Origin of the sequence: Pseudomonas sp. D4002 (genome assembly GCF_013385665.1) — a bacterium.
GTDB lineage: Bacteria > Pseudomonadota > Gammaproteobacteria > Pseudomonadales > Pseudomonadaceae > Aquipseudomonas.
In genome coordinates, this window is record NZ_JACAPN010000006.1 from 20,010 (window position 1) to 33,216 (window position 13,207).

A 13,207-nucleotide genomic window follows, 5' to 3' on the forward strand; every position below is an offset into this window, starting at 1 on the left:
TCAGCGGGCGTCCGCAGCGAGTACCTGGCCGCGATGCAACACCACCTGCTGGTCAAGGCGCGCCGCGATGCGGGGGCTGTGGGTGACCATCAGCAAACTGGTCGGGCTGTCCCGCAGCAGGTCCAGCAGCAGTTGCAGCACTTCGTCACTGGTGCCTTCGTCGAGGTTACCGGTGGGTTCGTCCGCCAGCAGCAAGCCGGGGCGCGACGCCAGAGCTCGTCCTACCGCTACCCGTTGCTGCTGGCCGCCGGACAGTTGTTCGGGGTAACGCCTGAGCAAGTCACCCAGGCCGAGTCGCTCCACAAGCTGCGCTTGCCACGCCGGATCGAGGCGCCCGGCCAGGCGCGCCTGGAAGGCCAGGTTGTCTTCGACCCGCAGGCTGCCGATCAGGTTGAACTGCTGGAACACCAGGCCGATCTCGGTGCGACGCCAGTGGGCCAACTGCGCTTCGCTCATCTGATCCAGGTGCTGATCGCCGACCTGGATGCGGCCACGGTCGACCTGGTCGAGCCCGGCCACCAGGTGGAGCAAGGTACTTTTTCCACTCCCAGACTCGCCCATCAGCGCAAGACTGCTACGCTCTCCCAGGTAAAGGTCGACACCCGCCAGCACGGCCAGTGGCCCCTGCGGCGTGCCATAGCTTTTAAACACCCCTTGTACCTGCAGCATCGCCATTCCCCACCTGCCTCTGGACTGAGGCCGAGAATAACGGTTGTCACATTTTTATGTCACAACCATGGGCAAAAGGAGCGCCCCATGACTCACCGCAAATTTTTCACATTGATTTCACTCGGCCGCCACCTGCAGCACTTTAAATTGCCGTCCATGGGCAGATAACAGGCTGGTTATTTCAAACGCCCGTTAGTGCAAGTGAACAATTTTTTATATCGGTATGTTCAGCAAAAAGACAGCGCCCCTGTGACACGCTTTTGCATATTCCTGCATCAGCGCTACTCACTTGGCGCCTGCCTAACTTGCCGCTGCCAGTTACCGGATTAACGCCTGGAAGTTACCAATGGTGAATAGTGTGGTTGACCTGACCCTGAGCAAGTCTCGCTCGCGCTGGGCATTTGTAAAACAGCTGAACAAACTGTGGCTGGGCGTGGCAGGTATCGTGATGATCAGCCTGGCAGTAACGGCGTTCATCTGGTGGCCAAGATCGCCGCTGGACCTGGGCGTGGGCCACCGCCTGCTCACCTCCGGAACCCTGGAAGCCTGGCGTAACGGAGACCTGGTGGTGCTGGTCCGCCATGAGGAACGCTGTGACCGCTCCAACAACCCTTGCCTGGGCCCGGCAGACGGCCTGACCACGCTCGGCTCGTTGTCTGCCAGTGCCGTGGGCAAGGCCTTCCAGACCCTGGGCATGGAAAACACCGACGTACTGAGCAGCCCCACCACCCGTACCGCGCAGACCTCGCTTTTCATGTTCGGCAAGGCCGAACTGTCACCCGGCCCCCTGGCCATCTGCGGCCCTGCCATCGGCGAGGAACTGCGCCCGCATAAACACGCGGACCGCAACCTGCTGGTGGTCACCCACAGCGCCTGCATCAGCGACTTCGAGGAGGCATTGGGCTACTCACACGCTGCCCATGCTGAATACGGCAGTGCATTGTTTGTAAAGCTGCTGCCCGATGGCAAGTTCAAGGCGCTGGGTATTTTGAACAGTAAGGACTGGGCCGCCGTGCTTAAACAACTTTAGAACACTTCTTAACATTTAATCATTCAAGTTCGTTCAGCAAAAAGACAGCCAGACCGTGGCATCGTCTATGGTTTTAATTGAATTTTTGTCAAAAATTTATTAGCTCACTAACTTTTCACAAGTTAACAACATGACGATGACCTTCGATGACTTATTGGACGCCACACGTTTAACGAGCTTGACTGGGGCACAGGGATATTCAGTTTCGCCCCCCCCCCCCCACTAACAGACTGTTCAAGGAATAACTTTCTGTGCCGCATTTTTACCCGACCAAGACCACCCTCCACCCCTCGCGCATGGCTGATCCAGCGCTCGCGCTGATCTACCGTCAATACCGCTTGAGAGTGCAATATTCATGACCCGCCTTAAACCATTGCCCGTATTACTACTGGCATTCGTGATGTTCTATCTACTGCCACTGGGCCTGCATGGCCTATGGATCCCTGACGAAACCCGCTACGCCCAGATCAGCCAGGAAATGCTCATGAGCGGCAACTGGGTGGCACCGCACTTCATGGGCGTGCGCTATTTCGAAAAACCCGCAGCCGGCTACTGGCTCATTGCACTGGGCCAGGCGTTGTTCGGTGAAAACCTGTTCGGCGTGCGCATCGCTTCCGCCCTGACCACCGGCCTGAGCGTCGTGCTCGCCTACCTGATCGCCCGCCGGCTGTGGAACGACCCGCGCAAGAGCTTCGCCTGCGCGCTGCTCTACATGAGTTTCGGCCTGGTGGCCGGGCAAGCCGGTTATTCCAACCTGGATCCGCAATTCACCTTTTGGGTCAACCTGAGCCTGGCGGCGCTGTGGTTTGCCCTCGACAGCTCCACCCCCCGTGCCCGCCTCGCCAGCTGGACGTTGTTGGGTGTGGCCTGCGGCATGGGTTTCATGACCAAGGGTTTCCTCGCGTGGTTGCTGCCGGTGTTGATCGCCCTGCCTTACATGCTCTGGCAACGTCGCCTGGGGGAACTGCTGCGCTACGGGCCGCTGGCGATTCTGGTGGCGGCCGTGGTGTGCCTGCCCTGGGCGCTGACGATCCACCTGCAGGAACCGGACTACTGGCGTTTCTTCTTCTGGCACGAGCACATCCGCCGGTTCGCCTCCGACAATGCCCAGCATGCACGTCCCTGGTGGTTCTACCTGCCGCTGATGGTGGTGTCGTGCCTGCCATGGGCGGCGCTGCTGCCGGCGACACTGTGCAAGGCCTGGAAGGAAAAGCGCCAACCGGCCATCGTCTTCCTGGCGCTGTGGTTGCTGCTGCCCCTGGGCTTTTTCAGCCTGAGCAACGGCAAGCTGCCGACCTACATCATGCCGTGCCTGCTGCCGCTGGCACTTCTGATGGGCCATGCGTTGATTGACCTACTGGCCAACGCCCGCACCCGCACGCTGCGCGTCAATGGCCTGCTCAACCTGGGCATCGGCCTCGCGGCGATGGTGACGCTGATCTACCTGCAAATCGACCGGCCGTTGTACGGCAACAGCCACAGCGAGATGTTCAACCTGTCCCTGACGTTCATCGTGCTGATGGGCTGGATGCTCGCCAACCTGCTTCAGGCCTTCCGCCCACTGGCGCTGTGGGCGATGCCGGCGTTGGGCATTGGCCTGCTGGTGGCGCTGTTGCCCGCCGGCATGCCGGCGGTGGTCGAAGATAACCAGATGCCTGACCAGTTCGTGCTCCAGCACCTGGACGAGCTCCAACAGACCCAAGCGCTGCTGAGCAACGAACTGGAATCGGCGTCGGCCCTGGCATGGCGCCTGCGCCGGCCGGAAGTGACGCTTTACAACACTGAAGGCGAACTGCGCTACGGCCTGCAATACGCCGACTCGATGCACCGCAAGGTGGATCTGGACAGCGTTCAGGCCTGGCTCAAGCAGGCGCGCCAGCAAGGCCCGGTGGGCGTGCTGATGCGGGTCAGGAGCACCAGCGAAATGCGCGAAGCCGGCCAGCTGCCGTTGGGGGGCAAGCGTTATTACAAGGGTGACCTGGAGATCATCATCTACCCGCAATTGCCGTAACACAGGCGCCCTAATGTGGGGTGACCCCATTCAACACTCATCCCACATCGGAACCGCTCCATGAACTTCTGGAAAACCGAACGCGGCGCCCTGCTGCTGCTCCTGGGCGTGTCGGCCCTGATCCTGCTGCTGGGCCTGGGCGCCCGCGACCTGTGGGGCCCGGAAACCCGCTGGGCGAACATCACCCTGCAGATGCTGCAAAGCGGCGACTACTTCGACCCGTACCTCAAGGGCACCCCGTACTACGACAAACCCTTGCCGTCGTATTGGCTGATCACCGGGTTTGCCAACCTGATGGGCGGCCTGGGGCCGTGGTCGTTGCGCTTGTCATCGGTGATCTCGGCGTGGCTGAGCATCTGGCTGGTGTACCTGATCGGCGAGCAACTGTTCCGCAAAGGCACCGGCCTGATTGCCGGCTGGATGCTCGCGACCACCTTCTACTTCCTCTTCTGGGCCCGGGTGGCCACGGCGGACGTGCTGACCGTATGCGGCGTGCTCGCCGCCGTCTGGTGGTATTGGCGCGGGCCGGACGATACGCGGCTGGGGCGCTACACGGTGTTCTTCCTGTTACTGGCGGCGACATCACTGTTCAAGGGTTTGATCGGCTTTGTACTGCCGGGCCTGGTGCTGTTGCCGCACTTGCTCAGCGAACAGCGCTACAAACGCCACCTCAACCTGCGGCTGGTGCTGGCCGTGATCATTGCCGGGGCGTTCTACGCGATCCCGTTTGTGCTGTCCCACCTCTACGGCGCACCGACCTACGGTGCAAGCGGCCTGGAACTGGTGTTCCGGGAAAACGTGGTGCGCTTCTTCGACCCGTTCGACCATATGGGGCCGATCTACACCTACCTGATCTACCTGCCGGCCTACACCTTGCCCTGGGCGCCGTGCTGGGTGCTGGGCCTGTGGCTCGCCGTGCGGCATTGGCGCGACACCCCGCCCAACACCCGTTGGCTGGTGTGGGGGCTGGGCCTGCTGTTTGTGTTCTTCACCGCCAGTGGCAGCCGGCGCAGTTACTACGTGCTGCCGCTGGTGCCGTTCGCGCAGTTGCTGGCGGCGTGGTGGGTCAGTGAGCGTATCGCCCGCAAAGGCACGGTCGGCCGGGGTTGGTACCGTGGGTTCGGCATCGCTGCCGGGGTGATGCTGCTGGTACTCGGGGTGGTGTATCCGTGGACCAATGGCAATGGCGGCGTGACCCGTTTCGCCGAGGACGTTCAAGCGCAAGCAGTGAAAAGCGCGCCATGGAACGCGTGGCAGATGGTGATGGTGGAAGTCGACAACAAGGTACCGATGTACCTGCAAAATCACGGGACGCCGTTCTACTACGTTGCCGAAACCCAGGACTTCCCGCGCCAGGGCGACAGTGCGGCGTTCATGGCCTGGCTGGAAAAAACCAGCGGCCGCCCCTTTGATCCCAAGCGCACAATTATTGTCGCGCAGTCCACCAAGGATGACCCGACGCCGCTGGCCTACCTGGGCAACGATCATCAGGTCATCACTACCCAGCCGGACAATGGTGAACGGTTGTTCCACAAGCGTGACGGTGGCAGCGTGGCATTTGTGCCCAGCGCCGCGCCGTAGCTCTGGCGGCATGGGGCGGGCATTGCTAGTGTGGCGCGCCTAAGCCACCGTCCGAGCCCGGCCGCCCATGCCCTACTCTTTCCCCGCAGTTGCCGCCCTTAGCCTCCTAGTGCTCGCCACGCCGGTAGCGGCAGACACGCCGATGCCGGCCAACATGGTTTACCTGCGCAGCCTCGACCCGAGCATCGCCCAGGACATTCGCTACGCCAGCCCCCATAACTTCTCCGGTGCGCCACTGGACGGCTACAACGCTGCCGAATGCGTGCTGTCTGCCGACGCGGCAAAGGCACTGGTAAGGGTCCAGGCCGAGTTGGCCAGGCAGGGTTACGGCTTGAAGGTCTTCGACTGCTATCGTCCCAGCCGTGCCGTCGCGAACATGGGCCGCTTCGCCAGCCTGCCGGGGGATCCGGCCAAGGCCGAGTTCTATCCCCGGGTGAACAAGCAGGATTTCTGGCGCCTGGGCTATGTGGCCAAGGTTTCCAACCACTCCCGGGGCGCGGCAGTGGACGTGACCCTGACCGGCCCCGATGCACTGCCAGCCCAGGCCTGGAACGCCGACACCGCGGCGGTGGATTGCGCCGCCGGTTACGGTCGACGCCTGCCCGATGGCGGCCTGGACATGGGCACCGGTTTTGATTGCTTCGACGAAATGGCCCACACCAACAGCTCCCACATCAGCCAGGCGGCACGCCAGAATCGCCAACGGTTGAGCGCTGCGATGGCCAAGGAAGGCTTTACCGGTTATGCCGGCGAATGGTGGCACTTCACCTACAGCCGCAATCCGGTGCGGGCCGAGCCGATGGACTTCCCTATCGAACCGCTGCGGTAACATCACAACACAGCTTCAGCTTGATAAAGCCCGGGGCAAAAACTAGCGTTTGAGGTTTCCCTCTTTTCAAGGACTGAACGCCGTTGAACACGCTCATCAAAACCTGCGCGGCGCTGCTGACGCTGCTTTCAAACGTGGCACTCGCGCAAATCCCCGAGACCAGCCGGCAACTGATCGTGGTCACCACCCCGGGCTGGAACGCCCTCCAGGGCACCGCACAACGCTATGAGCGGCACGGGCAAGGCTTTCAGAAAGTCGGCGAACCCTTTGCCATCGTGGTCGGTAAAAACGGCATGGCCTGGGGCACCGGCCTTACGACACCCACCCCCGACCAGCAGCCCCTCAAGCATGAAGGCGATGGCAAGGCCCCGGCCGGCATCTTCAAACTCGGCGGTGCCTTCGGCTACGCCCCCACCGCTGACACCCGCTTGCCTTACGCGGCCAGTACCGCCACCCGCGAATGCGTGGATGACAGCCAGTCCAGCCATTACAACACCCTGGTGGACAGCTCGGCGGTGAACAAGGACTGGACCAGTTCCGAGCGGATGCTGCGCAAGGACCAGCTGTACCGCCAGGGGATTTTTGTCGAGCACAACACACCGGCTTTGGCCAACGGCGGCTCGTGTATTTTCCTGCATATCTGGCGCAGCGTCAGTTCGGGAACATTGGGCTGCACGGCGATGGACCCGGTGAATATCCAGGCGTTGTTTGCCTGGCTGGACCCGCGAGAAAACCCGCTGCTGGTGCAACTGCCCGCCGCGCAGTACGACCTCTACCGTGAGCGCTGGAAACTGCCGTCCCGCTGAGCTGACAGCAGGCGCTGAAATGCGGCCAATACCTCATCGGGTTTTTCCAGCATGAGTTGGTGGCCGCATTCGGGCAACAACTGATACTCGGCATTGGGCAAATGCCGGGCGAGTGCTTCGCCGCCGCTGGCCGGGGTCAGGCCGTCGGTGTCGCCGGCCAGCACACTCACGGGCAGGGTCAGGGTGAGCAGTGCATTGGCGTCTGGCCATTGGACGTTTTTCATCAGGGCCTTGAACATGTACAGCGGGTTGCGCTCGGTGAGTTTTTCTTCGTAGGCGACCAGTGCGGGGTCGGCTTTGGCGTTCCATGCGGCCTGGCGGAAACCTTTGGCCAGCAGGGGGCGCAGCCATTCCAGGAGCCATGCGGGTAGACGCATCAGGCCGCCGCTCCGGCTGATGCTGTGGAGTCGGGTGCCCAGCAGCAATACGGCTTCGATGGGGATCGCGGGTTTGGCCAGCAAGGCGCTCAGGGTCAGGCCAGTGCCGAAGGAGTGGGCGACGATGAGGTTGCGGGAACCGCCGTAGCGCTTGAGGATTTCCAGGTAGTCGGCGACCAGTTCGGGCCAGGCGTAGGCCTCTGGGTTGCGGGGTTTTGCGCTGGCGCCGTGGCCGAGCAGGTCCCAGGCGACCAGACTGTAGCCTTGGGTTTTCAGGGATTGCCATTGGTGGCGCCACTGGTCCTTGTTGCCGCCGGCGCCGTGGCAGAAGAACACTACCGTGTCGGGTTGGGTGGTGCCCGCGTGATGGGTGATGCTCAGGTGACGGTTGGGGCGGATTTCCAGTTGTTGGCCCTGGATCACTGGCAGTTCGGTGAAAGAGGTCGGCATGGAGGTTTCTCAATAAGTGAAAGGATTGAGTGTGGTGTAGCAACAGCAAAATCAAAGGTGGACACGATCCAAATGTGGGAGCGGGCTTGCTCGCGAAGGTCGTTAACGATAACGCGAACATCCTGATTCAACGCGGCGCTCTCAGGTTCTTCGCGAGCAAGCCCGCTCCCACATAAAGCGGCTCTGCTTTTGCTCTAACACTCAGGTCGCCTTTGCCGCTTTTGCAACGTGACTCGCTGTAAGAGCGAAACCATAGGTGGTCGTTACCTGAATAACGGGCATGCCCCCACCCCCAACCCCCCTAGTCAAATCGCCTCAGCCATCAACAACTCCCGCGTATACGGATGCCGCGCATCAGCAAACAGCGCCGCCGTCTCCCCCTGCTCCACCACCCTCCCCTGACGCATCACCGCAATCCGGTCGCACAACCGCGCAGCCACCCGCAAGTCATGAGTAATAAACACAATGCTCAACCTGAACCGCCGCTGCAGCGACTCCAGCAACTCCAGAATCTGCACCTGGATCAGCGCATCAAGCGCCGACACACACTCATCAGCGATCAACACCCTAGGCTCCACCGCCAACGCCCGGGCGATCCCTATGCGCTGCCGCTGCCCCCCGGAAAACTCATGAGGAAACCGCTCAAACGCCGCTGCCGGCAACCCCACCAACCCCAGCAACTCACGGGTCCGCCGCTCGGCATCCGCCTTGGAAACCCCCTGCACCAAAGGCCCAGTCATAACAATCTGCCCCACCGTCTGCCGCGGATTGAGCGACGCAAACGGATCCTGGAAAATCATCTGCACATCACTGCGCAACGCTCGCAGCCGCCCTTCAGACAACCCCGCGACCTCCCGCCCCAACCACTCGATCCGCCCGCTGTCAGCACGCAGCAAACGCACCAGGCACCGACCCAGGGTCGACTTGCCCGACCCCGACTCCCCCACAATCCCCAACGTCTCGCCTTCACGCAATTGCAGCTGAACCGCATCCAACGCCTGAGTCGTACGCCGCCCCCACCAACCGCTGCGGCTGCTGAACACCTTGCCCAGCGCTTCGGCCTTCAGCACCACAGGGCCAGCCACCTGCGTACGTGGCAACAGCGGTTGCGCCGACACCGCCGCCAACAACTGCCGGGTGTAATCTTCCCGGGGCACACGCAACACCGCCGGGGCCGTGCCCTGCTCCACCACCCGGCCCTTTTCCAGCACCAGCACCCGGTCGGCAATCGCCTCGACCACGGCAAAGTCGTGGGTGATAAACAACAGTGCCATGCCCTTGTCCTGCTGGATCTTGCGCAGCAGGTCGAGAATCTGCGCCTGGGTGGTCACGTCCAGCGCCGAGGTCGGCTCATCGGCAATCAACAGCGCCGGATCAAACGCCAGGGCCATGGCGATCACCACCCGCTGACGCTGCCCGCCAGACAGTTCAAACGGATACGCCAGTCGCAAGCGCTCAGGGTCGGGCAAGCCGACATAACCGAGCAAATCCACCACCCGCTGACGCCGCACCCGTGCCGCCGCCACGCCATGGGCGCGCAGGGTTTCATCGATCTGTTGGCCCACCCGCAACAGTGGGTTGAGGGCGCTCATGGGCTCCTGGAATACCATGCTGATATCCCGCCCGCGTAGTTGGCGCATGGCCTCTTCGCTGCGGTCGGCCAGGTCTTCGTCGCGAAACACCAGGCGCCCGCTTTCCACCTTCAGCGGGGCCGGCAACTGGCGCAGCAAAGCCTTGGCCAGCATTGACTTGCCGGAACCGGATTCACCCACCACACACAAGCATTCGCCACGGTTCAGTTGCAGCGACAGGTCATACAGCGCATGGCTGCGGTCCGCACCGGCCGGCAAGGCGATACGCAAATGTTCAACACTCAACAACGTCATAGCGACCTCCCGGGCTCAAAGGCCACACGCAAACCTTCACCGACTCGATTGACCGCCAGCACGCACAGCACAATCGCCAACCCCGGCAGAAAGCTCATCCACCAGGCGTCCCGCAGCAAGCCACGGGAGGCATTGATCATGTAGCCCCAGCTCATGGCTTCCGGGTCGCTCAAGCCGAGAAACGCCAAGGCCGCTTCGGTGAGGATCGCCGTGGCCATGACAAAGGTCATGGTCACCAGCAACGGCGCCAGGGCGTTGGGCAGGATCTGCTGGGCGATGATCCCCAGCGGCGACTGCCCCAGCACCCGCGCGGCCTGCACGAATTCGCGCTGGCGCAGGGTCAGGAACTCACTGCGCACCAACCGCGCCACCGCCGGCCACGCTACGAGTGCGATGGCCAGCACGATGGAGAACAGGGACGGCTCAAGGATCGCCACCAGGATCACCGCCAGTACCAGTTGCGGAATGATCTGGAAGAACTCGGCAATGCGCATCAGCACACCGTCGAGCCAGCCACCGAAATAGCCGGCGACCGCGCCGACCAGCAGGCCCACCACCAGGGTCGCCAGGCTGGCCAGCGCCCCCACGGCCAGGGACACCCGCGCGCCGTACAGCAGGCCACTGGCGAGGTCGCGACCGAGCAGGTCACTGCCCAGCCAATGGGCCGGGTCGTGGAATGGCGCGAGCATCGGCTGGCTGTTCATCTCCCATGGCGAGCTGCTGGTCAGCCAGGGGGCGGCGATCGCCAACAGCGTCAGCAGCAGCAAAAACAGCGCACCGATCAACGCCGCAGGCTGGCGCACAAAACGTCGGAAAACCAGCATCAGCCTTGCACTCCTGCACCGATACGCGGGTCGAGAAAACGACAGATCACATCGGTCAACACGTTAAAGCCCACCACCAGAATCGAGATCACCAGGAAACCGCCCATCAACACGCCGTAGTCACGCTGGGCCAGCGAGTCGTACATCAAGCGACCAATCCCCGGCCAGGAATACACCACCTCCACCAGCAACGCGCCGCTGGCCAACTGGCCCAGTTGCAAACCGGCAAAGGTCACCACCGGCAACAGCGCATTGCGCAACACATGCACGTACAAAATCCGCCGCGGGTGCAGGCCCTTGGCGTGGGCGGTGCGCACGTATTCCTGGCCAAGGGCGTCGAGCACGGCGGCGCGGGTCAGGTGGATATACAAGGCGAGAAACAGCACGCTCAACGACACGCACGGCAGCAGCAGGTGCTTGAGCCGGTCGAGCAGGGAAAAGTCCTGTGCCACCGTTTCCATGCCAAACGCCGGCAACCAATCGAGGCTGACGGAGAACAACAGGATCAGCAGCATTGCCAGCCAGAATGGCGGCATCGCATACAGCAGCAAAGCGCCGTGGGAGATCACGCCATCCAGCCAGTGGCGCTTCTGTCGGGCCCGGGCGGCCAACGTCCCCAGGGTGACGCCAAGCACCGACGAGAGCAAAAATGCCGAGCCCATCAGGGCCAGTGTTGCCGGCAAGCGCTCGGCAATCAGCGACCACACCGAGGTCTGGTTGCGGTAGGAATAACCCAGGTCCAGATGGGCGATATTGCCCAGGTAGATCAGCAACTGCGTGAGCAACGGCTTGTCCAGGCCCATGGTCTGGCGCAGGTGTTCGATGAACTGCACATCGTCCACCCCCGCCTCGCCGGCCAACAGCAGCGCCGGGTCACCCGGTGCCAGGCGGATCAGAAAAAAGCCCAGCACCAGCACCGCCACAATCATCAACAGTGCCTTGAGCAGGCGACCGCTGAAATACAGCAACCCGTTCATGGTGCAGGCGCGTCGAGGTAGACGCTTTCGTAGTCTTCGTTAAGGCTGGTGGCGGTTTGCAGCAGGTTCTTCACCTCTTTGTGGAACAGTGTCGGGTAGCGCATTTCGAAGATCGGCGCGATCGGCAGGTCGGTGTTCAGCACGTTTTCCAACTGGCTATAGAGCCTGGTGCGTTCCGGGCCTTCCGGGGTGTTGGCGACCTGGGTCCACAGGGCATCGGCCTCGGGGCTGTTGTAGCCGCTGACGTTGGCAAATGGCGAAGTCTTGAGGATGTAGTCGGAGCGGTACAGGTAGGCGTTGGTCAGGTACGGGTCGCCGATCTGGAAGATGAAGTTGTAGGTCAGGTCGAAGTCCCAGTCGCTGACGCGCTGGAACCAGGTGGCGGCGTCGGACGTCACCACTTGTACCTTGAAGCCCAGCGGCTGCAGGGCTTGCTTGGTGTATTCGGCCAGGCGCTCCCAGGCACCGCCCTTCTCGCCGTTGAGCAGGCGAATCCGCACGGCGCCCACGTCCACGCCGGACTCGGCAATCAGCGCCTTGGCTTTTTTCACGTCATAGGTGTACTGCGGCAATTGCGGGTCGTGGTACGGCGAGGTGGACACGAACTGGCCGGGGGCAACTTTGCCCGAACCGAAGAAGATGTTGTCGACGATGAACTGGCGGTTCAGCGCATACAGGATCGCCTGGCGCACCTTGGGGTTGTTCAGCGGCGGCTTGCGCGTATTGATCTGCAGGAAGGCCAGGCCGGAATACAGCTCCCAGCCTTTTTCCGACGACTGCACGTCCGGCAAGGCGGTCAGGCGCTTGAGGTCGGAATAGTCGGCATCACCGCTGCGCAGCACCTGCACGTCGTTGCGCTCGAACGCCGCAGCGCGGGACGAGCCGTCCGGGATCACGTGGAAGATGATCGCATCCAGGTGTGGCAGGCCCTTTTTCCAGTAGTCGGGGTTCTTTGCCAGCTTGATATAGGCGCCGCGTTTCCACTCCACAAACACAAACGGGCCGGTGCCGACAGGCTTGAGGTTATAGGGGTTGTTGCGAAAGTCAGTGTTCTCGTAGAGGTGCTTGGGCACCACAGGCCGCAGCCCGCTGCCCAGGGCCGAGAGCAACGGCGCGAAGGGTTTCTTGAGCTGGAACACCACCTGCAGCGGGCCCTTCGCGGTGATGCTGTCGACGTACTCGGTGAAGACCCCGCCCAGGCGCTTGTCCACTTCGGGGTAGAAGGTCTGGAAGCTGAACACCACGTCATCGGCGGTGAACGCGTGGCCGTCATGCCAGCGCACGTTGTCCTGCAAATCGAAGGTGTAGGTCAGGCCATCGGGGGAAACGGTCCAGGCCTTGGCCAATACCGGTTTGGGTTTCAGGTCGGTGTCGAAGGTCAGCAGGCCCTGGAGGATCTTGCCGCTGACGTACTGGGTGGACACGTGGCTGACCACGCCGTGCATCAGCGACGGCGGTTCGGGTTGGGCCACCAGGTTCAGCACCCCGCCGTCATGGGGTTGCGCCTGAGCGGTGCCGGCCAGCAGCACGGCGCCAAGTCCCAGGTATGAAAGGACACGGCGAAAAGATAAAGGGCGCATGGAGACTCCTTGGCTAAGGTTTTGTCAGGGATTTAGCAAGGGCTGTGCCATGGGGCGACGGGCCGCGTTTGCGGGCATCACAGGCCTTGGCAGTGATGAAAAAACCACAGTGGCCGGGACGAGTGTGGAAAAAGCAACAGCCCGCCTTCTTGAGGAATGGTTGTGCGTAGCAGCTGCCGAGCCTTGG

At 62.3% G+C, this 13,207-nt stretch carries 12 protein-coding genes; 6 read left to right on the forward strand and 6 right to left on the reverse strand.

Annotated elements, in window-relative coordinates; genetic code table 11:
• A complete protein-coding gene (locus tag HX824_RS02430; RefSeq protein ID WP_177051741.1) occupies positions 1-669 on the reverse strand; it encodes an ABC transporter ATP-binding protein in 669 nt (222 codons plus the stop codon).
• Positions 670-1,015: 346 nt separating this feature from the next.
• Between HX824_RS02430 and HX824_RS02435 the strand changes: the two genes are divergently transcribed.
• The 5 genes from HX824_RS02435 (at position 1,016) to HX824_RS02455 (ending at position 6,926) form a co-directional block, all read left to right on the forward strand.
• Complete coding sequence (locus tag HX824_RS02435; protein WP_003210274.1) at positions 1,016-1,699, forward strand: histidine phosphatase family protein; 684 nt, start codon at positions 1,016-1,018, stop codon at positions 1,697-1,699.
• A 355-nt stretch (positions 1,700-2,054) separates the two neighbouring features.
• A complete protein-coding gene (arnT, locus tag HX824_RS02440) occupies positions 2,055-3,710 on the forward strand; it encodes a lipid IV(A) 4-amino-4-deoxy-L-arabinosyltransferase (protein WP_177054092.1) in 1,656 nt (551 codons plus the stop codon).
• 60 nt (positions 3,711-3,770) lie between these two features.
• Complete coding sequence (locus HX824_RS02445; protein ID WP_177054093.1) at positions 3,771-5,291, forward strand: glycosyltransferase family 39 protein; 1,521 nt, start codon at positions 3,771-3,773, stop codon at positions 5,289-5,291.
• 67 nt (positions 5,292-5,358) lie between these two features.
• Positions 5,359-6,120 (forward strand): M15 family metallopeptidase, encoded by a 762-nt coding sequence (locus HX824_RS02450; RefSeq protein WP_177054094.1) that lies wholly within the window; start codon positions 5,359-5,361, stop codon positions 6,118-6,120.
• A gap of 83 nt (positions 6,121-6,203) precedes the next feature.
• The gene (locus HX824_RS02455) at positions 6,204-6,926 is read left to right on the forward strand and encodes a L,D-transpeptidase (RefSeq protein WP_003210282.1); all 723 of its coding nucleotides are present in this window, start codon (positions 6,204-6,206) and stop codon (positions 6,924-6,926) included.
• Here HX824_RS02455 and HX824_RS02460 read toward each other — a convergent pair.
• The 5 genes from HX824_RS02460 to HX824_RS02480 all read right to left on the reverse strand — a co-directional run bounded on the left by HX824_RS02460 (position 6,893) and on the right by HX824_RS02480 (position 13,020).
• Entirely contained in the window at positions 6,893-7,753 is an 861-nt protein-coding gene (locus tag HX824_RS02460) for an alpha/beta fold hydrolase (RefSeq protein ID WP_177054095.1), read from the reverse strand. The two genes, HX824_RS02455 and HX824_RS02460, sit on opposite strands and share 34 nt — an antisense overlap.
• A 305-nt stretch (positions 7,754-8,058) precedes the next feature.
• Positions 8,059-9,639: an ABC transporter ATP-binding protein gene (locus HX824_RS02465; protein WP_177054096.1), complete on the reverse strand. Its 1,581-nt coding sequence runs from the start codon at positions 9,637-9,639 to the stop codon at positions 8,059-8,061.
• On the reverse strand, positions 9,636-10,463 hold the full coding sequence (locus HX824_RS02470; RefSeq protein ID WP_003210288.1) for an ABC transporter permease: 828 nt from the start codon (positions 10,461-10,463) through the stop codon (positions 9,636-9,638). Before HX824_RS02470 ends, HX824_RS02465 begins: the two co-directional genes overlap by 4 nt.
• Positions 10,463-11,440 carry an ABC transporter permease gene (locus HX824_RS02475; RefSeq protein ID WP_177054097.1) on the reverse strand — a complete coding sequence of 326 codons (978 nt, stop codon included), beginning with the start codon at positions 11,438-11,440 and terminating at the stop codon, positions 10,463-10,465. The genes HX824_RS02470 and HX824_RS02475 overlap by 1 nt, the downstream gene beginning before the upstream one ends.
• Complete coding sequence (locus HX824_RS02480; RefSeq protein WP_008431399.1) at positions 11,437-13,020, reverse strand: ABC transporter substrate-binding protein; 1,584 nt, start codon at positions 13,018-13,020, stop codon at positions 11,437-11,439. Before HX824_RS02480 ends, HX824_RS02475 begins: the two co-directional genes overlap by 4 nt.
• On the opposite strand from HX824_RS02480, the gene HX824_RS32410 reads away from it, so the two are divergent.
• On the forward strand, positions 13,019-13,207 hold a 189-nt coding region (locus HX824_RS32410; protein ID WP_218180428.1), incomplete at its 3' end, for a hypothetical protein. The two genes, HX824_RS02480 and HX824_RS32410, sit on opposite strands and share 2 nt — an antisense overlap.

What these genes read in the sequence shown, in the direction of transcription:
- arnT (WP_177054092.1), top strand. Translation starts at nt 2,055, where the DNA reads ATGACCCGCCTTAAACCATTGCCCGTATTACTACTGGCATTCGTGATG.
- HX824_RS02435 (WP_003210274.1), top strand. Translation starts at nt 1,016, where the DNA reads ATGGTGAATAGTGTGGTTGACCTGACCCTGAGCAAGTCTCGCTCGCGC.
- HX824_RS02445 (WP_177054093.1), top strand. Translation starts at nt 3,771, where the DNA reads ATGAACTTCTGGAAAACCGAACGCGGCGCCCTGCTGCTGCTCCTGGGC.
- HX824_RS02465 (WP_177054096.1), bottom strand. Translation starts at nt 9,639, where the DNA reads ATGACGTTGTTGAGTGTTGAACATTTGCGTATCGCCTTGCCGGCCGGT.
- HX824_RS02475 (WP_177054097.1), bottom strand. Translation starts at nt 11,440, where the DNA reads ATGAACGGGTTGCTGTATTTCAGCGGTCGCCTGCTCAAGGCACTGTTG.
- HX824_RS02450 (WP_177054094.1), top strand. Translation starts at nt 5,359, where the DNA reads ATGCCCTACTCTTTCCCCGCAGTTGCCGCCCTTAGCCTCCTAGTGCTC.
- HX824_RS02460 (WP_177054095.1), bottom strand. Translation starts at nt 7,753, where the DNA reads ATGCCGACCTCTTTCACCGAACTGCCAGTGATCCAGGGCCAACAACTG.
- HX824_RS02470 (WP_003210288.1), bottom strand. Translation starts at nt 10,463, where the DNA reads ATGCTGGTTTTCCGACGTTTTGTGCGCCAGCCTGCGGCGTTGATCGGT.
- HX824_RS02480 (WP_008431399.1), bottom strand. Translation starts at nt 13,020, where the DNA reads ATGCGCCCTTTATCTTTTCGCCGTGTCCTTTCATACCTGGGACTTGGC.
- HX824_RS02430 (WP_177051741.1), bottom strand. Translation starts at nt 669, where the DNA reads ATGCTGCAGGTACAAGGGGTGTTTAAAAGCTATGGCACGCCGCAGGGG.